Consider the following 22922-nt stretch of genomic DNA (forward strand, 5'->3'; position numbering starts at 1 on the left):
GGAGAGGGTTCGGGTGAGGGTACTACGCACTATCAAAAATCACCTCACCGACAGTGACACCAGCATCTTCAAGCTCGCGGAATAATAATCGTCCTGAGCCATAATTTGCGGCTGCTCAACACTTGCCGACTGGAGCACTAAATCGCGCACCGCCAATAACCCACCGTTCATCATATATGGCGCGGGATCGCCAGTTGTCACATTCACCCAGGCAGGCGTTTTATCACGCGCAAAGCGTCCCCACCAGTTTTTGTAAACCTGAAGCTCCGGGCTGCTACGGTTAAACCATGATACGTAAAGTGGAACACGAATCGCATCGTAGCTAAAGCGCGCAGGCCACTGTTTTGCCGGAACGGTGCGGCCATCAGAATAGAGTGAAACCCAGTCAGAAGGGAGTTGTGGATTACCAAAGTGCATTTTTCCCAACAACTCCTGCCCGTCGCTAATCAAATCTTTCCACACCATTAAATGGCTGCGGTTAGCAAAGTCCTGCCAGGCCGGAAGAATAAAATAGGAAGGGTTAAGGTTCACGTAGCTGTTGAGATTAAAGCCTTTGGCTCCGGGCAGCATCACCTGGTAACCCGCAAAACGGACAACGTTATGTGCAATCAGTGCCTTGGTAATCGCATCTGATTGGTTGAGATAATCCTGGTTTTGCCATTTTGTCCCCGCCTTAAGCAACGCCCATGCGATAAAAGTATCGCCATCGGTGGCGTTATTTTTATCGGTGATCGGTTGTGCCTCGACCGGGTTATATCTCCAGTAGAACAGACCATTTTCAGGGTTTTTCAGGGTTTTTCGCGTCCAGTTCCACATCTTATCGAAACTGACTTGATCATCGTTGACCACCGCCATCATCATGGCAAAGCCCTGACCTTCGGTGTGGCTAACGCTTTTATTGCCAGTGTCGATGATGCGACCATCAGGCATTAAAAACCGTGATTTGTAGCTATCCCATGCATTATCAGCCAGAGCTTGCTGACTAAAGATCAAGGCAAACACTGCCACTATCAGTGTCTTGCATCGCTGCCACATCGAAGCACCTCATCGACTATTTTGATATCGAAAGTGTACCACTGTTGCTGACCCAGAAGATTCACGCCACAGCGACACATGCGGTTTTCCACCCTGATCGCGTAACCAACGGGCGTATACGCCTTCCAGAACCGCGCTAAACGCGCTATTCCAGGAGGCCTGTTGCGCTTCATCCGCAGGAACAGGTAAAGCCATGTGACGAATCAACATCGCCGTTTCGCTGGCTTCGATATCAATATAGCCCCAGTTGAAACGAGCGAGCTGAACATTTATCTGCGTTTCGAGCTCACCCACAGTTCGCGCTAATGCTAACGGGTGGCGTCCAGCCAACGCATCACCCATTTGTATCAGAAATTGGCGGCTTTCTGCTTCACCTGCATTCGCCACCATACTGTCTATCATGATGTGGAGCAGAGAAAACCAGCCCGATTCGGTCTGCTGATTTTGAAAATACTGCAAAAGCTGCGCGTCATTCATGATTAATTATTCCCCAGCAGGTAACGGAAGTAGAGTTGCGCGGTACTTTCGTTGTAATCACCAAAGGTGTCATAGCCGACCTGGCCACCAATCGTCATATCTTTATTAACTTTGTAGTCGGCTGCGGCACGCAAGTTATAACCCATACCGTTTTCACTACTACCGCTGTACCACGCCTCTTTGGCAAAACCTCTGGAGACGTAATCTTCCAGCTGTGATTGCATGGCTGAGTCAGTCGGGAAATATGGGCTTTCGTCCTGGCTGTAAGACTGATAACCCAGCGACGCACCAACAGACATATTCCAGTTATCAAATTTCTGGGTGTAATCCACCGGGAAGGAGACGCTAATATAATCCTGCGGGCTAAAGTAGCCGCCTTGCCCATAACTGAAGTAGCTAAGGTTTTTAGAGAAGTCCATGTAAGTCATACTGATACCGGTTTTCAGCTCGCGGTCATCAGCACGATATGGACGAATATAAACTCCCGCATTTCCGGTGAAGTTGTCATTGCTCGGTACGTTTTCACCGATGTAGTTATACAACCCGACACCTGCGTAGAAACCGGCATCACCATCGTCATAGCTCAACTGCGCGCTACCGCCGTTTTTGGTGACCTGGCCCCATTTTTTGCCGCTGTATTTATCTTCCACACCGACATAAGAAAGCAAGCTGTCGACTACCGCACGGCGTTCGCCGGTCAAAATCAATTTCAGGTAATCAGTCAGTTGTGGTGACCACTGCACGCCACCAACAACGGTATTCAAATCCTGACCTAACGGTGTTGAGCCGACATCAAGTTTGTACTGCTCACCCGTTAACGCCATAGCGACTTCTACACCCGCAGTGCTTTGCGAGCCTTGTGAAGGCACCTTGATCTTGTCGATATTTGGCAGTTCCGGCGGCGTGGTAGTTGAGGAGTTATACAAATCCTGGGCAACTTCCCCTTGAATTAATGCTCCCGTACCAAAACGACGGCTGGATTCATCTGACGAGCTACCGGCATTCAGACTAATTGGCGTAACGTTAAGATCTAAACGCGAATCGCCAAATGGCACCGTTGACCACTGTAGCGGAGCCTTTATCTCGGTGAGTTTGCTCAGGCCACTTTCGCCATCACGACCACGTACAGATACCGCACCTCGTGCCCATGTGGCCGTTTTGTCGGTTAACTGCTCCATCATGTTATCCACCTGACGCAACGTGCCTGCCTGAGCTGTTTCTACAGGCAGATCGGTACGCGTAGTGCCTGGATATGCAGTTTGCGGATTACGTGCCAGTTGAGCGACTTGCCACGGCATCGCTTCGCCATACAGTGAATTTGAAGCCGTTTGCGGGGCGACAGAAGTTTTCGGGGTAAACGGGTTATCCGCCAACGCCAGGCCACCTAATGTCGGAGCCGTGCCATCACCGACCCCTTGCAGACCAAGCAGCTTCCCACGCGCAGTACGTAAATAGCTCATCGCCTGTTGGTGGTTACCATCAGCTTCCGCCACACGCGCCAGCAACAGCAAGCGATCCGGTGTTTCATCGTTATGCAAACCAGCTGCTAGCTGCTTCGCTTTATCCACATCTTTACTGGCAAGCGCGACATCAATAGCACCCGCTCGCGCATCTTGATCAGGCGTGTCACGGGTCATCAGGTAGTCGTAAACCACCCCGGCTTCTTTATTCATTTTGCCGGACTGATACAAACGCGCCATTGCAAACATCAGGTCGGTATTTTGCGGGTCACTCTGCATGGCGCGGATCAATTTGTCGTACGCTGCCGCGTAATTGCCTTGAGTCCGAAGCTGGTCAGCTTCATTGATCACGTAGCCATTGCGAACGCTGGCAAGCTGAGTCGGCGTGCTACGCGACTGCAATTCAGGGCTGGCAAGAAACGCCTGCGCTTCACGCCCAAGCCCCGCCTGATTAAGCACGGCAATCTGGTCGCCATAATCGCCCGCATTGCCCTGCACACCCCGGCTCATGTTGCCGCGCACAATCGCCACGGCGGTACTGACATCACCCGTTTGCGCCAGCATTTTTGCCAGCTTGCCAGCATCAGCCGGGCTTTGCGGTGGACGCGTAGCCAGTGCTTTTAAGGTATTAGCCGCAGCGACGTTATCACCCTGGGCCAGATAACGTTCCGCCACAGTCATTTGCAGGTTGTAGTTCACACGCGACGCAAGTGCGCGCATCTCGCTTGTCTGGCTAGAAGCCGGAATGCGCGACAACAAAGTCTGTGATTGCTGCCAGGCGTTGTTTTCGCTGGCAAACAAAGCGCCTGCATAGAGTTCAGCGTTGGAAGCATTCGGCCGGAAAGAGGGCGCCATCACGTTGCTGGCTTCCGCGCTGTTGCCCTGTTTTTGTAGCTGGCGTGCTAAATCAAGGCGCAACCATGGGTCAGACGGGTAGCGTGCAACCCCCTGCTGCAAAATGGCGATGGCACGTTGTGGATCGCCATTTGCCGCCGCCTGCTGTGCCTGGCGTCGCACCGGGTCAGTAGGGTTGCCACCGGAAACTCGCGGCTGCAACTTCGCTTGTAAACTTGCAGGCAAGGTTTGCAACATGGCCTGCGCTTCAGCGGTTTTATTCTGCTCACGCAGCACGTAGTAAAGGTTTTCACGGGCTGAGCCATTATTTGGCTGCTCGCTCAAAATACCGCGCAATGTCTGCTCTGCGGCGGCGTAATCTTTATTGTGGCGCTGCACATCGGCGCGGAATAATTTTGCCGCTGTGCCACGTTCACCGCTTTGCTGCGCCAGAGGTGCGCTGAGTGCCAGCGCCTGGCTGACATTACCCTGTTTGAATGCCGCCTGAGCACTCGCCAACTGCCCGTAAAACGCCGCGTCCTCAGCCTGCTGTTTGCGCTCATCCGACTGGTCGCCACCGAGGCTTGCCGCACGGTTTAAGTATTCTGATGCAGCAGTGTAATCACCTTTGCGTTGTGCGACATAACCCATCCCGGCAAGCGCATCGGCATCTTGCGGGTTAGTTTGCAGCACTTGTTCAAACTGGTTTTTTGCCGCATCAGTATTGCCGCTATTGAGTGCGGTAAAGCCTTCACCTTTCGCTGTACCACCAATGCTTTTACGGTAGTGGTCTTGTACCGCCATATCTTTTGGATGGCGTTGCAGGAAGGTTTGATAATAGGTTTCATCACTCGCCGTTGGGCCAAGCCACAACAAGGCCTGGCGCAGCGATTTATCTGCGTCTGAGCTGCCGCTCGCCATATTTTGCAGCAGATCTATCCCTTCACGGCGTGTGCCTTCCTGATAGGTCAGCACTTTACCCAGCGCAATTTTCCCGCCGTTATCCTGCGGGTTTTGCGCGACAAACTGGCGCAACCCAGCCAGAGCTTGCGGATAGAGTGATTTATCACCCGCCATCGTCAGATAATATTCTGGTGCGAGGCTTGGCGGCGGCTGATCGCCATTAAACAAACTGTGCCAGGTGGCCAGAGCCGCGGGAATGTTGCCGCTTCGCGCCTGCTGACGCGCTAAATCCAGCTGCCCACGTGGGATTTGCTGAATTTGTTTCGCGTTATCGAGTGCCTGCAAATTGTTATCTTGCGGTGACACCGCCGCGAGGCGTTCGCGCCACTGGGCAGCACCTTTGATATCCCCGGCCTGCTGCGCCCACAATGCCATCAGGTACATCGCCTGCGTGTTATTGGCATCAACCATCAGCACTTTTTGCAGCGCTTCTTTTGCCAGCTCGTCATGCGACTTTTCATGCCAGTAATTAGCCTGGTCAAACAGCGCTTTTAACGCCGGGTTGTTTTCCGCAGCCTGGGCGCCGAACGTCAGGCCGCCAAAGAAGCACAGAGTTAACAAGCGACGGGCGGTTTTGTTTTTATGATTCATGAGCACCACCTTTACTTACCATCATCCTGAGGATTAAGACGTTTATGCGCGCGTTTTTTCAGTAAGGCATACAAGCTCAAGCCAATCACTGTGGCGAACAACAAACCTAAAATGGCCAGCAGTGCAGAATGCTGGTTGGCATACCAGACCACCATCATGTACCAGGGCATTTGGCCGCTTGGGAACTGCTGGCCAACGCGGAAGCTCCGCACCCCGTTTTCATCGGTAATGATTGAGGCATCACCACGAATTCCGGCGTTAATGCGTGCCGAGGCTAAGTCGGTCTGAAGACGTGAAAGCTGCTCGTCTGTGCTGCCAATCGCCATCACCACCACGCGGTTTGGGTTCCATTGCGAGCGGAAGCTGACAAACCCGCGCCATGCCTCGTTAGAAGAGAAGTAACGGTCGGCGGCAATACCGGTCGAACCCCAGTCGCCTTCAAGCCAGCTCTGTACTTTTTGCCAGATTGAACGTTCCCGCACACCGAATGAGTGTTCGTTGCTGGTAAACGGTGACTGAGCCAGCAGCGTCCGGTTAAAGGTATTTTTGTTGATGGTAGAAACCGCAAGCACGTGGCTTTCTTCGAGGCGTTGCAGGTTGCCACCGGCTGTCGGTACCCCGAACATCACGACGTTATTGTTAAGCGACGTTCCGGTCGCATTGCCTGAACGTGCCGCCATATTCAGGAGTGTGCTGATTTCAGCCTCACCTGGGTTTTCTGGCAGCAGCAACACGGTATGCGCGAAGTCAGCAAAGCGTGAGAACGGGAATGATGCACCCACGAAGTAAGAGAGATTTGGCAACAGCGAGAAGTGGCGAGTTTTGCTCAAATCAATCGATGAATTTTCATCGATACGGCTCTTGATGTTGTTGTTGAGCAGTACGCTACACGGTGCCGTTTCTTTGGTCTGGATGTTGAAGTACAACGACAACTGGTTGTCGCCGTAAATCAGGTAAGGCTCCAGCGCCAGGTTGTAATCTTCCTGGCGCGCATCGCCGCCCACTTTCCGCCACAGCGTTTCCAGCGCACCTTGTTTGTTTACCGGCAGGTTATGCAGGAAGGTGCCGTTAAAGGTCAGCGAAAGATAAGAGCGATCTTCATCAATCCAGGACTCCGTCGGGAAGCGGTAGCCAATCTTCACGGGAATAGTTTCACCATCCCACAAGAACAGATCCGGCGCGGCACGGAAGGCAACACTTAACGGCTCATGCCAGATACCCGTTGCCGTCAGGCTTTGGTCTTTGCGCATCAGTTCGGTCAAGCGCACCGGGCGATCGGTCGGTATCCAGCGCGGTGCGTCATACGCTTTGCTAACCGGGATTGTCTGGTTTTCAACCAGGGTGCTTGCGGTTTGCCCAAGGAATTTACCCTGAGTTAAACGCCATGCCGCTGCACGTAATTGTTGGTCTGAATTACCCACTACCAGCAGCAGTTTATAAACCGGGTTGCCTGGGTTATCGATAATTTGCAGCATCGGTTTTTGCGTTTCTGGCAGCGTCAGGCCGCCAATTTGCTCACCCGATTTGCCAAACAGAATGCCGTTCTTCTCCGGCAATGTGTCGCGCAATGCGTTAAAGGAGATGCCACGATAATCCGCCTCAATCCCCAACCAGGAAGCGACTAATGCCGCAGCACTGACTTGCTCCGGTAATGTTTTTGCCGGGAAGGCGAACGTCACAGAAGCCGGGGTCATTTGCATCGCGTCAAAGAACGGGCGCGGGAAATGGCTGAGGTCTGCGCCAATATTGAGCTGCTGCCCTTCCAGATCCAGGCGCGTATTCGGCATGATGGTGACCTGGTATTTTTCAGACAGGTCGCGCAAGCACAGTAAGGCATCGCCATCATTAATTTTGAAGCTGATGTTGTTACTCGACACCACCATCGCTGCCGGGATTTCCAACTGGTAGCTGGAGACATCGCTATCGGCAGAACCCAGCGGAACAGTCCCTAGCGGCTGACCATTCATCATCAACTGCAATGTAGTATTTCTTGCCGCCATTGCCGGAGACACTTTCAGGTTCAGCGCCAATTGCGCGTTGGTAATGACCTGATCCGATGGCAACGTGAAATCAATACCCGCCTGCAACTGGCCGCCGCTCAGCGTAATACCTCGCGGTTGGCCCATTTGCGCCATAGTAATGCTGCTGACACTCCCCGGAACAAAGACCGATGGTGCCGCCGCAGGAGCCGGAGTTGGAGTTGGAGTCGGAGCTTGAACAGGATCGGGGACAGGCACCGTTTCTGAAGCTGGCACAGAATCTTGCGACTCCACGGCTTCTTGCCCCGGAGCCGGTAAATCTACCGGCAGCAACGACTCCACCGTCGTCGGCTCTTCGGCCATAACAGGCGAAGTCAGTACGCTAAATACGAGCAACAACTGACAAACTGTATAGGTCATCCGTTTCATGCAACGTTGTCCTCGCCGGCAGCTTCCATACGTCTTGCTTCTTCCTGACGTAAACGGCGATTTTCGCGGCGTGATTTCCACGTCAGCCAGAACAGGTCAAATACACAACGAATAATGATTAGCAGGGAACGGAACGGGTTGTCCTGCGGCTTTGGCGGGTTAATCCACGCATCAGCACGGGCCAACACAACACGCACCAGCTCACGGCGGCGGTCCAGTGGGATCTCTTCAAACTGCAAGCGAATAGCCTGTTCGTCGTGGGCAATCATTTGAACAGGAATACTGATGGAGCCGGATTTCAGTTGCAGTTCGATCTCTTCGATTTCATCAGTAAGATGTCGGTCATCTGGCACCGCAATTCGGCAGCCGCCCATTGATAAATCGAGCGTATTGCTGCGTGAAGAAATGCCGCTGGCATAGTGAATAACGACAGGTACTTCGACATCAATACGGATAGTTTTACGCGTCTGGCGCGTTTCGCGAGCTACGGCAATTGCCGCCAGCAGGAACACCAGACTGTACAAGCCCCAACCGACGTTGAGCGCAATAACGTTCGGATCGACACCAAAGTAGTCATGGGCGCAGGCGCGCACTATCCCGGCGATCACCGCCACCGTCAGCAACACTGCGATAATCACGTGCAGCCGCACCACGCTGAAATCAAAGTAACCCACGTTCAGCAGCGCACCTTTGTCCGTCACGTTGAACTTGCCGCGTTTCGGGAAAATCATCGTGATAACCGTTGGCAAAATCAGGTGGAACGCCAGCACCAGGTCGTAAATCTCACCCCAGAAGCTGTAGCGGTAGCGCCCGTTCATTCTCGAGTTCAGGTAGATGGTTAGCAGCAAATGCGGCAACGCATAAGCAAAAATCAGGCTTGCGGAGGAGTGAATGATGTTCAGGTTAAACAACAAATACGCCAGTGGTGCGGTCAGGAACGCCACACGCGGCAAAGCGAACTGAAAGTAGAGCATCGCACTGAGATAACAGCAGCGCTGTTGCCACGTCAGGCCACGGCCAAACAGCGGATTATCCATACGGAATATTTGCGTCATACCGCGCGCCCAGCGGGTTCGCTGAATCACATGTAGTACCAGGCGCTCAGTCGCAAGCCCTGCTGCCAGCGGAATATCGAGGAATGCAGATTTCCAGCCAAGGCGCTGCATCTTCAGCGCGGTGTGGGCATCTTCAGTTACGGTTTCCACCGCAAACCCACCAATCTCTTCAAGCGCGGTGCGACGGATAACGGCGCAAGAGCCGCAGAAGAATGTCGCGTTCCAGTTATCGTTCCCTTGCTGAATTGGGCCGTAGAACAGCGAGCCTTCGTTAGGGATATTACGTCCACCTGATAAGTTGCGTTCAAACGGATCGGGTGAATAGAAGTAGTGTGGCGTCTGTAACAGTGCCAGTTTTGGATCTTTCAGGAATGCACCAACCGTCGCTTGCAGGAAAATACGCGTAGCTACGTGGTCGCAGTCAAAGACGCAAATCAGCTCGCCTTTGGTCAGCTTCATAGCGTGGTTGAGGTTACCGGCTTTGGCATGCGAGTTGTCGTTTCGCGTGATGTAACCCACGCCAACATCAGCGGCAAAAACTGCAAATTCACGCCGCTTACCGTCATCGAGCAGATAGATTTTGATCTTATCGCGTGGGTAGTCGATACATTGCGCGGCCAGTACGGTATCACGCACCACATCGAGGCTTTCGTTGTAGCTGGGAATATAAACATCCACAGTCGGCCAGGTCGACGTATCATCCGGCAACGGCACAATTCCCCTTTTTAACGGGAAAGAAGTTTGCAGATAGCTCAGTAATAAAATGACCCAGATAAACAGTTCAGCTAAAAATAGCCCTATTCCGAGAATGGCTTCTATTTCAGAATTAAAGTGCAGCGTTTGCGTGGCACGAAAATAAATATAACGCGTGGACATCAAGACCGAGACCAGCATCATGATTATCGACACGCTGTGCTTTTTGCTGAAGCCTAATACAAACATTATCGCGAGACTGATAAAGCCAAAGATAAACTGCTTCTGGCTGTCCATAGGCGTAATGATGATAAGCACAGCTATAGGTGCTAACACCAATAGCAGTAAATAGAACAGGACCTTTTTCATAGGACATCCTGAATGATTGTCAGAAATTTGACGTTCTTAAAGCGGTGTGAACCGCGCCATCACCAATTTTTATACCGAGAAGAGCGGCAACGCGTTTACTAATAAGCTCAATATCAAAAGCCGCAGCGGAAGCCGGGCTGAAATCGAATATTGATTGCTGGGAAGCGTTAGCTTCAGCCACACTTTCATCGCGGTTAATAACACCAAGCAGGCGATCGCCAAGACGTTGCTGCATAAATGCAGTTACATCGCGGCTTATATGGCGGCGGTTATCACTTTGGTTAAGGACAAAATAATATCCTGCTTTATTGTTGAGCGGCTCGCCAATCAAGCGGTGATTTTCAATATGTGGCAATAAAGAAAGTGAAGCGGTATCCGCAAGCATCGTGACCAGATGCAAGTCGGCAAGATGCGATACGGCTTTCAGCGCAGGATTCGGTCCTGGAGGGAAGTCAGCAATAATCACAAGGCCTGGATAGTTAAGCAAAGTACTTAACCCGCGTAACAGGAAGTGGCTATCGTTAGTCAGACGCTGTTCAAACTCAAGTCTCTGATCTTCAGTGACATCACCATATGGCAGCACAAACATATTGCTGCCTGCCGTCAGAACCGACTGGCTCCAGTCTGCCGATTCAATGGCTTTAGCGACATAACCCCGACCATCAGACAAAGGCACGCCAAAATGCAGGCGCAGCGCGTTCTGCACATCAAAATCAATGGCTAATACTTTGCTACCCGCACGAGCCAACGCATACGCCAGATTGGCGGTAACCGTGGTTTTCCCTACTCCGCCTTTTGGCGAGCAAACACACACTAACGGCATGACGCAATCATCTCCAGCAACGGTTGCAGCGGTAAGTCTTTGGCGGGATGATTCCGCGCCGTATTCCCTTTGGCTGCGAACAGTTTGTCAAAACGCACGGGCTCTGTTTTTACCGGTGCAGGGGCCTGCGGCGCTGAAACAGCGGCAGGTTTCACGATTTCTTTGATGGGTTCTATAACCGGTTCAGGTGCTGCAACCACGGGTGCCAGCTGTTCAAATAATGTGGTAGTGGTCGGTTTACCAGGCTCGGACTGTGAAATCGCAGACTTTGCTTCAGGCAATGCACTATTCAGGCTATTGAGAATCGAGCCTTGTGATGCAGTGTTGCTGATAGGTTGTGCCGTAAGCGGCCTGAAGTGGCTCACATCAAATTCATCAGCCTTCACCGCTTGCGGTGCAGGAACAGTAATACTCCCGGCTTGAGCAAGTACAGAATCATCATCGCCAGTATTCATTAGCTGTTTGATTATTGTCCAGTTACTGGCTTCTGACTGTTGGTTTTGCGCCGACATATCCTTGAATTCGATAGCGCCTGTGCGGGTCTTATCCTTGAATCGCTGCAAGTCATCATAGTTTTTCATTGCGACACTCATGATTTATAAGACGTTTCGATGAGATAGTTATTCAAAGCTTATACCAATACTATTAAAAAGGTTTTTTAGTTAATGATTATGGCTTATTGACTTCATAAATCGTTATTAATTGCCATACGTTATCATTACTTATTTTATTATTCTTTTTTTGATAAATCGATGGCATTTCAAGCCAATATATAGGCTCAGGAGGTCATTTCTCCACCTTTTTTTCTTATTAATATCTATCTAAGCATGAAGATGATTAGATTTGTAATTAAGCGCTATTTAATACTAACCGTTAAAAGGTAGCAGCTTTTGTTTGTGAGTTCACTTGCATAAATCGCATTTGTTGGCTTCTATTATTTCGCGTGAAAAATTAACATCAATAGCCAGCGCTCATCTAATATATTCATCACTGAAATACATATTAATATTTAATTTTGTGTGGTTTTAGTTCGACATCTCAAAAACCTATTTGTCATTCCCCCCGCATTGGCTACGGTTTAGCTACCGTTTTCCACGTTGTACGGTGAAAAAATGACCAGCAAAGGCTTACAAACCGGTTACCAGATAATCATTAATACGCTTACTGAATGGGGGATCACACTTTATTGCGGTGTAACCGGCGGCGGAGTGGTTCATTTTCTTAAACATATTCCACCGTATGATCCGCAATCCTCTGACGCTCCCGGATTTATGTCATTAGGAGAATACAGCGCAGGTTTTGTCCCTCTCGGTCACTTTCTTTCGACTGGCCGAATGGCGGCGGCAGTAGCGACCACGGGAGCCGCAACAAAACTGCTGGCCTGCGGGCTAAGCGATGCCAAACTCCATGATATTCCAGCCGTGTTTATCGTACCTTTGTCCGGCCTGAATACTCTCGGTTTCAGCCCCTTACAAGACACCTCGGCGCACGGCAGTAATGTGGTGGCGCAGTTACGCAACGAGCTGCCGGAAGGCGTTTTTGTGCTGGACGATCCATCAACGTTGGCCAGGCAACTTCTTGCTGCTCACCACCAGTTGCTAAACGCAAAGCCTGTCGTGCTCGTCCTGTTACACGAAGCGTTGAAGACACCCGTACATCTCCCCGCTGTTCGCTCTTATGCATTGCCCGAATATGGCAAAAATGACATTCAGAATTTTGTTACCGAGTTTCGCGACGCAGTAAAAGGCAAGCGGCTGGTTGTGTTAGTCGGCGAGGAAATGGCGAGATATGCCGATGCGAAAACATTAACCACACAGTTAGGAACCGCACTACATGCGGCGACAATCTGGAGCATTAATGGAGCCAACGCGGTAGAGCGCAACAACGCGTATGGCTACGGATATATTTCTTTTGGCGGCAATGACGAAGCAACAGCGCTATTCAACGCGCTGGGCGATGAAGATGTTTTATTAGTCTTAGGCGCCTGCCCGGATGAATATACTGTTAATCTTCAACCATTTAACGCATCACACACTTTTTATCTTAGCCATATAGCTGATGCATACGGGCAAATTGAACACAGCTTCCACCACCTGGCTCGTGGAAAGTATTCCCATGTTTTTGGCCAGCTCGATGAATTGGTGAGCACATTAATTTCGACTGCAGAAACAGATGCTTTTGCGTCCATCCACGCCAAACCTGCGCCGAAAAATCTTAATCATCGCCCTTTTGCCACTCCGCGCGACGACTATGTAGATATGGCCGAACTTTATCAACATCTTGATAAAATCTGGCCTGAAGAAGCGATAGGGTTTGATGATGTTTGCCTGGCCTATAAAGACCGTCAGTACGTCACACAACGCCCCAGCAATCAGATAGATTTTTTCTCGTTGTATCGCGGCTCCGCGATGGGTGGCGCATTTGGCCTGGCCATCGGCGCAAAGATCGCAGCCCCCGAAAGCCCGGTATTTGTCTTCACAGGGGACGGCTGCTTCCGTTTGTTTTCCGGCTCTCTTGGCGAAGCCCGCAATCTGGGCCTGATTATATTCCTGCTGAATAACGCCAGTTTTTCAATCGTCAGCCAGGGGCTGCCGGGAATTATTCCCGATACCCCGGAATCGCACTATCACGCCCCTGTCTTCCCGCTGGATTACTGCGCCATTGCCAGAGCCTGCGGATGGGAAGCCGAAAAACTGGCACCGGACCTCAGCAATCTAGAGGCGCTTTTGAATCGCTCCACGCGCTCAGACGCCCCTTCGCTGCTGATTGAAGTCCCGGCAGATGCGATGCAGATACTTGGGCATAACCCTCGGGCAAATAATCTTTAAGGGCGGGGATTGGGGGGTAATCAGGTTCGGCGGCAGCTATTGAGAAACGCCAGCATGTCGGAACCTTCCTTGCTGACATAGAAGTTGACCATTTTGTCGTTAAATTCCTGCGCTCTTGCGGCGGGTACGCTGATTGGGTCGTAGCCATGTTTCATGAGCCAGCCATTCATCATATGACGGCTGGTGCGCTTGTTGCCGTCAAAAAAGAACTGTCGCAGCGCGCCAAAGAGGAACATGACAAGCGCCCCTTCAAACGGCGGTAGTGTTTTGATGAATTCCACACCTTTGGAATAGACACGGTTGAGTTCGGGGGCTCCGGGGAGTGTGGGTAATGGGCGGTGTTCACCTTTTTCGCCAAGCGCAACATAAGGAGAATACGTCGTTTCTTCGCCTTCGCCTCTGAATACCCCCCATTCCAGAGCTTCATTACGGGCAATGATGGCGTGCAGAAGGAGGATTGTAGACTTATCCAGATCAAAGCGATCCGTCTTGACTAGTTCCACCAGTTTTTTGCTACTGTCAGCAAGGTTCGTCACCTGCTCGGCGTCGGACAGCTTGTGTCCTCCAACGGTCACGCCGTCCAGAAGCGTCTGCACTTCGACGAAAGTAAAAGGATTATTCTCGAGTTTGGCTGCATCCCACACAAAAGAGGCCAGTTGCTGCTGATAAATCGCCAACGCCCGACGCGTGCTGCCCGGATTTACTGTTGGTAATAAACTGGCATTCCAGGTGAATCCAAGCGGTGTGGAATTCTGTGTGATCAAGGGTAACTCCTTTGTGTGTCTCGGCCTGTAATTTACAACAGCGGGGCTGGTGATACAAAAATGTATCATGTTAAAGCTCCCGAAAAGATTATCCCATTGACATATCAAGCCGTTTTGCCCAGCTTTACCACACAAAAACAAAGTCAGGATGATGCGTAATGAAAAGGGAAAGCATAATTAAATGCATGAAAGATCAAGACGAGACACTGACAGAGAGCCTTAAACCAGTCGATCCGCAAGCTTGCGATCTTACGATTGACGTCATCGCCGCCGCTACAGATTGGGATAACTGGTTTAATGAAGATCTCGTGACTGCCGATTTTATGTCATCCAGAGAATAGCCTGAAAAGTTTGTGGTTTTATCGGTATTGAAAATACCCGCTTTATCGGCGGGTTTTATCATTTGTAGGTTTGATAAGCGCTAGCGCCATCAAACATTTTCGGCGGGTGGCGCTGCGCTTACCCGCCCTACGAGAATCAGTGAATTTCCGCTTTCGCACCGCCACTAATCATCACCAACCCCGCATCAGTACGAATAAAGCGCGGCGCTTTTAAATCTTCAGCCAGAACATTGATCAATTCGAACAATAATCCGGTGATGTGATCTTCTTGCTCCAGCGGCTGCTGGCGCTGTAAAAGCACCAGGGTTAGCGCCGAGCAGTATTCCCGCAGGGTTTCAGAATCCGTTGAAAGCGGGCAGCGGTAGTTGTCAGGTTCTGCCACATTAACGGTCAGGCGCTGGATTAAGTGTTCAGGTAAAGGTGCGATCAGGCTGCTCTTCAACATTTCCAGCCCGGCGAACAAACGGCCACATAGCGCCATGCGTTCGGTGTTGTCGTAGTTTTCGATAAGCGCATCGGCGTACTGCTGGCAGCAGTCGAGAATCTGGAACAGATCCATAGAGATAGCGAGCGGGGTTTTTAACAATGTGGTGACGGCAGGCTCGATTTCAGGACGAGCGAATGTGTTACTATCGGCGTTAGCCATAGCGTTACTCCTTAACAGTTAACGTTGTGGTTAGACGCCTCGGCAGTGTTCCAGCACTCCGGGGCGTTGTTTATTACAGGTAGGTCATGATAATGTGCCCCCCTATAATATTTACATACTAACAATATGGGGCCCCATGTCAATCATCAGTCGTGATAAAAAACCAAAAGGCAGCGGAAAATCCCCACACTTCAAAATGCGTATCGATCCCGCGTTACGGGAGCAGTTGGACGTCGAGGCCGCAGAGCAAGGAATAAGCCTGGCGAACTGGTTTAAAAACCTGGCACGCGAGGCTTTGAAGCAGAAAGGGATTGAGCCAAAGGGTTAAAATCATCTTTTTTCAAACTCATTCTACAATGGAAAAAATGTCTTAGGCGAAAGGAGATAATTAATGTCTGTTCCATTTACATGGTTATATAAATTTCACACGATGAACATTAATTCATTGTCAGCTCTTTCAAATAAAAAAGCTTGGTTCTCATCTATTTCTTCTTTAAATGATCCTTTTGAAGGATGTTTCAGTGTGACTCGTCCAGAAACAGACGATGATTTTAGAATGTTGTTTAAACCTATCGCGAATATTCTATTAAAGAAAAATATGCGAGATATTAATACTAAAGAGTTGCTAAGTGAAACGGGAGCTAATGATTTTATAGAAAAACTCTATGAGTCAGGCCAGCCAAAATTTAAAGAATTCATGGATAATTTACTACAGGAGCAGGAAGAAGATTATAGAGATGAATTCTTAAAAATGGCAACGTATTGCTTATCAAGTGATATACCGGGAGATGAGAGAAGTCATGTTGCAAATTCTTTAATGTGGTCACATTACGCTGATGGCCTAAAAGGTTTCTGTATAAAATATAATGGGCAAGAATTACATAAATCTATCAAAGAGTTAAATAAAGAAAAGAATATCGATTATGCCTTTGTTCGATATGAAAAAGAAATGCATAAAGTCTTCTTCTTAGATTTTTTTGATGGTAATTCAAAAGGGTTTGCAGGTGCATTACATACAAAACATGACAGTTGGGGCTATGAGTGCGAAATTAGATTCTTAACCAACAAAAATGGCTATGTTAACTACTCTGCCGAGTCAATAGATTCCATTTATATTGGGGATAGAATGCCGCCCGAACAACAAAAACTATTGGTAGACATTGTCCGTAAGAACTATCCTGATGCAAAAATACATGGAGTACGGTTTCATAAATCAAGTTTCAGCATTGAAATAGGGAAATGGATTAATGAATAATCATCCTCGATAACTTCCCCTCACCCCAGTCCTCTCCCCAAAGGGGCAAGGGAGAAAAGAATACCCCTCTATCCTTTGCGTAGCTCGGAAGAAAACCTGGACTAGATCGATCCTCTCCCAAGGGAGAGGATTAGGGTGGGGGCGTCCTGAACTACCGAATCTCTACATTCTCATCCTGATCAACAGCGAAACACGCCACCAGCTGGCCGCCGTACTCTTTTAATTGCGGCTGCAACTGCGTGCACGGCCCGAAACGACGGCGACAGCGGGCGTTGAAGGCGCAGCCCGGAGGTGGGTTCAGCGGGCTTGGTAGCTCGCCGGTGAGTTTAATACGTTCGCGACGGTCGTCCGGATTCAGGCGCGGTGTCGCAGAAAGTAGAGCCTGGGTGTACGGATGGCGCGGGTTCGAGAAGATCTGATCTTTCGTCCCTTTCTCTACACAGCGCCCCAGATACATCACCATCACTTCGTCGGCAATGTGCTCTACCACGGACAGGTCGTGGGAGATAAACACATACGACAGCCCCATTTCCTGCTGCAAATCCATCATCAGGTTCAGCACCTGTGCACGCACGGAAACGTCGAGTGCCGAAACGGGTTCATCCGCAATCACTACGTCCGGGTCAAGCATCAAGCCACGGGCAATAGCAATACGCTGACGCTGGCCGCCGGAGAACATGTGCGGATAGCGGTCGTAATGTTCGGTTTTCAGGCCAACTTTCGCCATCATCGCCAGCGCTTTTTCACGGCGTTCGGCTTTGCTCAGGTTGGTGTTGATTTGCAGTGGCTCTTCAAGAATTTGCCCCACTTTCTTACGCGGGTTCAGAGAGCCATACGGGTTCTGGAAGACTATCTGGATTTTCTGGCGACGCAGCTTTTCGGCTGTTTCGTCAGGCTTAAGCAGATCCTGGCCCTGGTAGTAAAGCTCGCCACCGGTCGGGATTTCAATCATCGTCAGCAGGCGGCCCAGCGTGGATTTACCACAACCAGATTCGCCCACTACCGCCAGCGTTTTACCGCGTTCCAGCTCAAACGATACACCGTCCAGCGCTTTCACCAGGCGTTCCTGGCCGAAAATGCCTTTCTTCACCGGATAGTGTTTTTTCAGGTCGATGGCCTGCAACAGAGGTTGCGCAGTGGCCTTATCGGTACTCATAGCGTTGGCCTCCCGGCATCATCGAGTGGGAAGTGGCATTTGGACTGACGCCCGTTATCCACCATATTCAGTTCTGGTTCTTCGCTGCGACATTTGTCGGTCGCATACGGGCAGCGTGGGTTGAGCAGGCAGCCGTTCGGGCGGTCATACTTACCCGGAACCACGCCCGGCAGCGAGGCCAGGCGCGCTTTGTCCTGTGCAAATTCAGGCAGTGCACGCAGCAACGCCTGAGTGTACGGGTGGCGCGGTGCACGGAAAATATCGTGCGAGTTGCCCGTTTCCACCACTTGCCCTGCATACATCACGATGATTTTGTGTGCCGCTTCAGCCACCAACGCGAGGTCATGGGTGATAAGAATCAACGCCATGTTCTCTTTTTGCTGCAGTTCCAGTAACAGTTCGATGATTTGCGCCTGGATAGTCACGTCCAGTGCGGTGGTCGGTTCGTCGGCAATCAATAGCTTAGGACGGCAGGCAATCGCCATCGCAATCATGACGCGCTGGCTCATACCGCCGGAAAGCTGGTGCGGGTAGACGTCCAGACGCGAAGCCGCATCGGGAATACCGACCAGGTTCAACAGATCGATAGCACGCTGACGACGCGTACTTTTGTTGCCACCCTGGTGCACCTTAATCGCTTCCATAATCTGGAAACCGACTGTGTAGCAAGGGTTGAGGCTGGTCATCGGGTCCTGGAAGATCATCGCCACTTCGGCACCGACCAGATTACGACGTTCTTTCTCAGAAATCTTTTGCAGATCCTGGCCGTTAAATTCCAGTTTTTCCGCCATGACGCGGCCTGGGTAATCAATCAGCCCCATAATCGCCAGCGAGCTAACCGATTTACCGGAACCTGATTCCCCAACGATACCGACAACTTCGCCCTGATTTACGCTGTAACTCACGCGGTCTACGGCACGGAACGGTGTCTTTTCGTCGCCGAAATGCACCGATAATTTATTTACATTCAATAACGCCATTACGTAGCCCTTTACTGCTTGAGTTTAGGATCGAGCGCATCACGCAGCCCGTCACCCATCAGGTTAAATGCCAGCACCGTCAGCAGGATTGCCAGACCAGGGAAGGTGACCACCCACCAGGCACTTTGTGCGAACTGCAACACGTCGGAGAGCATAGTGCCCCACTCTGGTGTTGGCGGCTGCGCACCCATGCCGAGGAAGCCAAGAGCGGCCATATCGAGAATGGCGTTAGAGAAACCAAGTGAGGCCTGCACGATAAGCGGTGCGAGACAGTTTGGCAGAATATTGATGAACATCTGGCGCATGGAACCTGCACCCGCAACGCGCGAAGCGGTTACGTAATCGCGGTTCACTTCCACCAGCACCGCTCCGCGCGTCAATCGCACATAGTGCGGCAGTGCAACAAAGGTTAAGGCAAGCGAAGCGTTAACTATCGATGGGCCGAAAATTGCCACCAACACCAGCGCCAACAGCAGGCTTGGCAGTGCCAGCATGATGTCGACAATACGCATAATGATGTTATCGATAATACCGCCGAAGTAACCTGCCACCAGACCGAGCACTACGCCCATAATCAGCGACAGCACCACCACCAGGCAACCTACCAGCAGCGACAAACGCGCGCCGTACATCAGGCGAGCCATGATATCGCGGCCTACGTCGTCTGTTCCGAGCAGGAACTGCCAACTGCCACCATCCTGCCAGACCGGCGGGTGTAGCAGTGAATCACGGAACTGTTCTGCCGGGCCGTGTGGCGCGAGCACGTTAGCGAAGATGGCGATCAGAATCATCACGGTGACATACACCAGACCGATGACCGCCCCTTTGTTACGTTTAAAGTAGTGCCAGAACTCCTGGAATGGCGTCATTGGAACTGGCGCCGCTACCACTTTGTTTTCAGTTAATTGCGTCATGATGGCCCCTTATTTCTTATGGCGTATACGCGGGTTCACCACGCCGTACAGTAAGTCGACGATCAGGTTCACGAGGATAATCATCGTCGCAACCAACAATACGCCGCCCTGCACTACCGGGTAGTCACGACGTTGCAATGCATCAATCAGCCAGCGGCCAAGACCCGGCCAGGAGAAGATGGTTTCCGTCAGGATTGCACCTGCCAGCAACGTACCGACCTGCAGGCCGATAACGGTCACAACTGGCAGCATGGCGTTGCGCAGCGCATGAACCACGATAACGCGCATGCGCGTCAGGCCTTTAGCGCGAGCGGTACGGATGTAGTCTTCACCGAGCACTTCCAGCATTGACGAGCGAGTCATACGCACGATAACCGCCAGCGGGATAGTACCGAGCACCACCGCTGGCAATATCATATGCATCACTGCATCGATGAAGTCGCCCGGCTCACCCCATATGGCGGTGTCTATCAGCATAAAACCGGTGAGGGGCAAGGTGTCGTCGAGGAATACCGTATCGCTGACGCGCCCTGATACTGGGGTGAGGTTCCAGTAAACGGAAACCAGCATGATTAACATCATACCCCACCAGAAAATAGGCATTGAGTAGCCTGTCAGCGCAAGGCCCACAGAGGTGTGGTCAAAGACGGAACCACGTTTAACCGCAGCAAGCACGCCAACCGGAATACCCACGGCAACGGCAAACAGCATCGCGCAGACACCGAGTTCCATGGTCGCTTTAAAACGCGGTACGAACTCGTCCCACACAGGAAGACGACTTTTTAACGAAATGCCCAGATCGCCATGCATTACTCCCCAAATATAATGGACGTATTGCTGCCACATAGGCTTGTCGAGGCCAAGTTCAGCCAACAACTGAGCATGACGTTCAGGAGAGATACCGCGCTCACCGGCCATAATCATCACCGGGTCACCGGGAATCATGTGCACGAAAGCGAAGGTAAGAAGGGTAATACCGATAAAAGTGGGGATAACTAGCCCCAGACGTCGGAGGATGAACTGCAACATAACCCGGATTCTCTGTAGTGACTGAAAGCCTTGCAGCCTTCAGTCTGTATTGCTCACAAATCTTTCACCCTCTCCCGATTGGGAGAGGGAATAAAGCACGCTACTGTTATTTATTATTCGACAGACACGTTCTCAAAGTGGTGTTTGCCCAATGGGTCAACCACATAACCTTTCACTTCTTTGCGCACTGGCTCGTATACCGTGGAGTGAGCAACGATCAGCGCCGGAGCCTGGTCATGCATCACTACCTGAGCTTGTTTGTACAGTTCGATACGCTTGTTGTGATCGTCTGTGGCACGCGCAGGTTGAATCAGGTCTTCAAACGGCTTGTAGCACCAGCGAGAGTAGTTAGAACCGTCTTTTGCCGCAGCACAGCTGAACAGAGTGGCGAAGAAGTTATCCGGATCCCCATTGTCGCCGGTCCAGCCCATCATCACAGCCTGGTGTTCACCAGCTTTAGCGCGTTTGAGGTACTCGCCCCACTCGTAGGTTACGATTTTGGCGGTCACACCGACTTTCGCCCAGTCAGCCTGAATCATCTCAGCCATACGGCGAGCGTTCGGGTTGTACGGACGCTGTACTGGCATTGCCCACAGGTCAACGGTGAAGCCATCAGCGTGGCCAGACTCTTTCAGCAGCGCTTTCGCTTTTTCAGGATCGTAGGTGTAATCCTTCACGTCATCGTTGTAGCCCCACATAGTTGGTGGGATCAGGTTTTTAGCCGCAGTGCCTGCGCCTTGATAAACCGCTTTGATGATCGCTTCTTTGTTCACCGCATAAGTCAGCGCCTGACGCACTTTCACGTCATCAAACGGTTTCTTCTCGGTATTGAAGGACAGGTAACCCACGTTCAGGCCAGCCTGTTCCATCAGGTTGATGCTCTTGTCTTGTTTCATACGAGCGATGTCAGCCGGGTTTGGATACGGCATAACCTGGCACTCATTTTTCTGAAGTTTCGCGTAACGAACAGACGCATCAGGTGTGATGGAGAAGACCAGACGATCGATCTGTGGCTTGGTGCCCCAGTAGCCCGGGAACGCTTTGTACAGAATGCGAGAATCTTTCTGGTATTGCAGCAGCTGGAACGGACCAGTACCGATTGGGTTCAGGTCAGTTTTTTCCGGCGTGCCGGCTTTCATCATGTTGTCAGCATATTCTTTGGACAGAATAGAGGCGAAGTCCATCGCAAGGTCAGCCAGGAATGGTGATTCTGGACGAGTCAGCACGAACTGAACGGTATTGTCGTCCACTTTCTTAATTTCGCTGATCAGGTCAGATAAACCCATGCCTTCGAAGTATTCGTAGCTGCCGCCAGAAACTTTGTGGTACGGGTTGTTAGCATTTTTCTGACGATCGAAGGAGAACACGACGTCATCGGCATTCAGATCGCGTGTTGGTTTGAAATCTTTGTTGTCCTGCCACTTCACACCTGAACGAAGGTGGAAAGTATAGGTTTTACCGTCTGCACTGACGTCCCATTTCTCAGCAAGGCCTGGGATGATTTCAGTAGTGCCAGTTTTGAACTCAACAAGGCGGTTATAGATTGGCACTGAACTGGCATCGTAAGTTGTACCAGAGGTGAACAACTGCGGGTTAAAACCTTCTGGGGAACCTTCTGAGCAATAAACCAGGGTTTTTGCCTGAACGCTAGCTGCTACGGTCAATGCCACCAGGCTCAGACCAAACTTCAGCATCCCTGACTTCTTCAAGGAAAGACTCATTCTTCTGCTCCGTTGTGATGTTCCCTTATTGATTCTTATAACGGCTTTATAGGCTTAATAAGAAATCTATCGGGACATGTGTCGTGTTGTTTTTATCCGTAGACCTTTGTTATTTGAGTGCGGTCTGTTCGGTGTGCCCGGAGGCGGTGGTGAGGCCAGGTGTTCCTTTCGTCAGGCTAGCTGTGTGGTAGTGCGGACTGTCCATAATTTGCCCCTCACGCCCTACAATCTGTCAACAGATGAGTTAAACGTCAATATAGGTAACGGGGATTTACAACCGAGGTGAGAATCAGCGAACAAAGTTTAAAAAAAGCCTGAAGCTCTGTTTCCAGCAGGGAAATTTATGCTACTGCCATGTACCTAGAATATTCCACTGATTAAAAGACGAGCGGGAGTCGTAATCAGTTGTACTAATTCTGTAAAATTTCTTGCCAGATGCTGATTATCTGAACGATAAGTTTTGTGATCTATATCTCCTGGAGTGAATCATGCTGGTATGAAACATAAGCAACGGGGCATTAATCCACGATTTTCCATAACAAAATACGATGGAATATGTCACAAAATCATATAAAGGCAG

The 22922-nt window shown here is 50.8% G+C and carries 18 protein-coding genes; 4 read left to right on the forward strand and 14 right to left on the reverse strand.

Annotated elements, in window-relative coordinates:
• Positions 1–39: 39 nt before the first annotated feature.
• From IX31_RS17290 to bcsO, 7 genes are read right to left on the reverse strand one after another with little or no spacing between them, the layout of a single operon-like run.
• Complete coding sequence (locus IX31_RS17290) at positions 40–1035, reverse strand: family 8 glycosyl hydrolase (protein ID WP_034460603.1); 996 nt, start codon at positions 1033–1035, stop codon at positions 40–42.
• Between the two features lie 9 nt (positions 1036–1044).
• The gene (gene bcsD, locus IX31_RS17295) at positions 1045–1512 is read right to left on the reverse strand and encodes a cellulose biosynthesis protein BcsD (RefSeq protein ID WP_034460604.1); all 468 of its coding nucleotides are present in this window, start codon (positions 1510–1512) and stop codon (positions 1045–1047) included.
• Between the two features lie 2 nt (positions 1513–1514).
• Positions 1515–5360, reverse strand: coding sequence for a cellulose biosynthesis protein BcsC (locus IX31_RS17300; protein ID WP_034460605.1), 3846 nt, complete (start codon positions 5358–5360; stop codon positions 1515–1517).
• Positions 5361–5371: 11 nt separating this feature from the next.
• On the reverse strand, positions 5372–7768 hold the full coding sequence (bcsB, locus tag IX31_RS17305) for a cellulose biosynthesis cyclic di-GMP-binding regulatory protein BcsB (protein ID WP_034460606.1): 2397 nt from the start codon (positions 7766–7768) through the stop codon (positions 5372–5374).
• Positions 7765–9885, reverse strand: coding sequence for a UDP-forming cellulose synthase catalytic subunit (gene bcsA / locus IX31_RS17310; RefSeq protein ID WP_051880745.1), 2121 nt, complete (start codon positions 9883–9885; stop codon positions 7765–7767). The genes bcsB and bcsA overlap by 4 nt, the downstream gene beginning before the upstream one ends.
• Positions 9886–9904: 19 nt before the next feature.
• Positions 9905–10708, reverse strand: a complete 804-nt coding sequence (bcsQ, locus tag IX31_RS17315; RefSeq protein ID WP_034460607.1) for a cellulose biosynthesis protein BcsQ — start codon at positions 10706–10708, stop codon at positions 9905–9907.
• Entirely contained in the window at positions 10699–11289 is a 591-nt protein-coding gene (gene bcsO / locus IX31_RS22080) for a cellulose biosynthesis protein BcsO (RefSeq protein ID WP_051880746.1), read from the reverse strand. Before bcsO ends, bcsQ begins: the two co-directional genes overlap by 10 nt.
• 531 nt (positions 11290–11820) lie before the next feature.
• On the opposite strand from bcsO, the gene IX31_RS17325 reads away from it, so the two are divergent.
• The gene (locus IX31_RS17325) at positions 11821–13536 is read left to right on the forward strand and encodes a thiamine pyrophosphate-dependent enzyme (RefSeq protein WP_051880747.1); all 1716 of its coding nucleotides are present in this window, start codon (positions 11821–11823) and stop codon (positions 13534–13536) included.
• A 20-nt stretch (positions 13537–13556) separates the two neighbouring features.
• On the opposite strand, the gene IX31_RS17330 is transcribed toward IX31_RS17325, so the two are convergent.
• Positions 13557–14300, reverse strand: a complete 744-nt coding sequence (locus IX31_RS17330; protein WP_241767203.1) for a Fic family protein — start codon at positions 14298–14300, stop codon at positions 13557–13559.
• 185 nt (positions 14301–14485) lie between these two features.
• Between IX31_RS17330 and IX31_RS17335 the strand changes: the two genes are divergently transcribed.
• Positions 14486–14641, forward strand: coding sequence for an AbrB/MazE/SpoVT family DNA-binding domain-containing protein (locus tag IX31_RS17335; protein WP_157837383.1), 156 nt, complete (start codon positions 14486–14488; stop codon positions 14639–14641).
• A gap of 136 nt (positions 14642–14777) precedes the next feature.
• Here IX31_RS17335 and IX31_RS17340 read toward each other — a convergent pair whose 3' ends face one another.
• Entirely contained in the window at positions 14778–15287 is a 510-nt protein-coding gene (locus IX31_RS17340; protein ID WP_034460611.1) for a hypothetical protein, read from the reverse strand.
• Positions 15288–15423: 136 nt separating this feature from the next.
• On the opposite strand from IX31_RS17340, the gene IX31_RS17345 reads away from it, so the two are divergent.
• The gene (locus IX31_RS17345; RefSeq protein WP_034460613.1) at positions 15424–15615 is read left to right on the forward strand and encodes a toxin-antitoxin system HicB family antitoxin; all 192 of its coding nucleotides are present in this window, start codon (positions 15424–15426) and stop codon (positions 15613–15615) included.
• A 63-nt stretch (positions 15616–15678) separates the two neighbouring features.
• The gene (locus IX31_RS17350; protein ID WP_034460615.1) at positions 15679–16542 is read left to right on the forward strand and encodes a DUF2971 domain-containing protein; all 864 of its coding nucleotides are present in this window, start codon (positions 15679–15681) and stop codon (positions 16540–16542) included.
• Positions 16543–16693: 151 nt separating this feature from the next.
• Here IX31_RS17350 and dppF read toward each other — a convergent pair whose 3' ends face one another.
• The 5 genes from dppF to dppA form a co-directional block, all read right to left on the reverse strand.
• On the reverse strand, positions 16694–17698 hold the full coding sequence (gene dppF / locus IX31_RS17355; RefSeq protein ID WP_034460616.1) for a dipeptide ABC transporter ATP-binding subunit DppF: 1005 nt from the start codon (positions 17696–17698) through the stop codon (positions 16694–16696).
• Positions 17695–18678 carry a dipeptide ABC transporter ATP-binding protein gene (dppD, locus tag IX31_RS17360; protein WP_034460617.1) on the reverse strand — a complete coding sequence of 328 codons (984 nt, stop codon included), beginning with the start codon at positions 18676–18678 and terminating at the stop codon, positions 17695–17697. Before dppD ends, dppF begins: the two co-directional genes overlap by 4 nt.
• 11 nt (positions 18679–18689) lie before the next feature.
• Positions 18690–19592 carry a dipeptide ABC transporter permease DppC gene (gene dppC / locus IX31_RS17365; RefSeq protein WP_034460618.1) on the reverse strand — a complete coding sequence of 301 codons (903 nt, stop codon included), beginning with the start codon at positions 19590–19592 and terminating at the stop codon, positions 18690–18692.
• 9 nt (positions 19593–19601) lie between these two features.
• Positions 19602–20621, reverse strand: a complete 1020-nt coding sequence (dppB, locus tag IX31_RS17370; protein ID WP_034460620.1) for a dipeptide ABC transporter permease DppB — start codon at positions 20619–20621, stop codon at positions 19602–19604.
• A 113-nt stretch (positions 20622–20734) separates the two neighbouring features.
• Positions 20735–22342 (reverse strand): dipeptide ABC transporter periplasmic-binding protein DppA, encoded by a 1608-nt coding sequence (gene dppA / locus IX31_RS17375; RefSeq protein ID WP_034460622.1) that lies wholly within the window; start codon positions 22340–22342, stop codon positions 20735–20737.
• Between the last annotated feature and the right edge of the window lie 580 nt (positions 22343–22922).

The sequence above is a fragment of the Buttiauxella noackiae genome (genome assembly GCF_000737905.1).
In the GTDB taxonomy this organism is placed as follows: domain Bacteria; phylum Pseudomonadota; class Gammaproteobacteria; order Enterobacterales; family Enterobacteriaceae; genus Buttiauxella; species Buttiauxella noackiae.